Here is a 1,401-nt window from a genome sequence, read left to right as displayed (position 1 = left end):
TCTACGTCCTGCTGCGCGCCGTGCTGTTCACGATGTGGTTCGGCATCCTGCTGAGATGGCTTCCCGCTCTGGTCGAGGCCATCCACTCGCGCGTGATCGAGCCGGGCCTGCACCTGTCGCTCGGCATCTGGATTTCCTTCGCGGGCTCCTTCGCGCTCGGCGTGTTCGCCATGGCCCAAAAATGGCTCGACTACCCGGATCAGATGCGGAAGTCGCCTGTGCTTCTCGCGATCCTATCGGTTCAACTGGTCGGCGCGACCATGCACCTGACGTCGCCGGGGATCGAGGCAGGGCGCGTTCCCGCGCGCGATTGGCTGGCCGTCGCATCGCTGCTCGCGGTCGGCGGCGTGATCGCGGGCTTGGCGCTGGTGTTCGCGGTGGACCTGGGATGACCTGAGCGGCCCCCTTTGACGCAACCGCGCCCCGCTCGGCTCCGGCCGGCGGGGCGCTTTTTGCGTTTCAGGCGGGCCGCTTGAGATCGTTCACTTTCCTGGTGGCCAGATCGACCATGGCGCCCGTCACGCCCGCTCTGGCCAGCTCGGCGACGACGGCCTGCCAGGTCTTCCAGCTGCCGCGGGCCATTGCGCAGCGCTCCAGATGCCTGGCCGCGTCGTCCTGACGGCCGAGGCGGATCAAAGTCCGCACAAGACTCATCCGGATTTCGTTCGCCGACTTGTCGATGCGGATGGCGGCCGTGAACGCCCGTTCGGCCTCCTCGAGCCGGCCGGCCTGAAACGCCAGGCCGCCGACCAGGGCGAAGGCGCTCGGCTCGTCCGGACACAGCCGGACCATCTCCGTCGCGACGCTCTCGGCCTCGGCTCCCCGGCCCGCCGCGGCGAGGGCGCCGACATAAATCGAGATGGCCGAAAATCCTTCGCGCACCGATCCGCCCTTTCGGACGGTGTCGATCGAGAGCTCGCCCGCCATCTGGACCGCACGAGCCCGCGCCGCAGGCCACCGGCCGCGGGTCGCCGACCCCAGGCCCTGCCAGTAGCGCGCGACGCAGCGGCGGCGGGCTCTGCGGCCGGTCGCCACGAGACGGTGTCCGTCCTGTCCGGCGACTACACCAAGGACAAGGCGAGAGAGCAGCTTTGCTTCTCGCAGGAATTTTGGCGCGTCGTGCTTCGCGAACGGCGTTGCGATCATGGTGACGGGACGCGTCCTCTCGACGGCGCGATAGTGCGCCATGTCCGTCCCATAGCTCGGGTCCACCACCACGAACACCCGGGCCGTCCGACTGAGCAGATCAGGCAGGGCGAAGAGTTCTGGCGTCCCCTTCATGGCGGACCGCCAGGCCGGCGCCACCGGCAGCTCCGGATCGAGCACCGAATATTGCGGGCAAAGCGCGAGCACATGGTCGGCGTTTAGAGGACCGCTGGCCAGCAAAGCGCCCGCGCCGCC

2 protein-coding genes are annotated in these 1,401 nt (G+C 68.8%); one reads left to right on the top strand and one right to left on the bottom strand.

The window, feature by feature from the left end; all coding sequences use genetic code 11:
• Positions 1-392 (top strand): hypothetical protein (locus EK403_RS22650; RefSeq protein WP_164919734.1); only part of this gene is annotated, 392 nt, incomplete at its 5' end.
• 67 nt (positions 393-459) lie between these two features.
• Here EK403_RS22650 and EK403_RS22010 read toward each other — a convergent pair.
• On the bottom strand, positions 460-1,401 hold a 942-nt coding region (locus EK403_RS22010; RefSeq protein WP_164919733.1), incomplete at its 5' end, for a tetratricopeptide repeat protein.

Source organism: Hansschlegelia zhihuaiae (assembly GCF_004103825.1).
Lineage (GTDB): Bacteria > Pseudomonadota > Alphaproteobacteria > Rhizobiales > Methylopilaceae > Methylopila > Methylopila zhihuaiae.
This window is presented reverse-complemented; position numbering and strand designations above follow the sequence as displayed.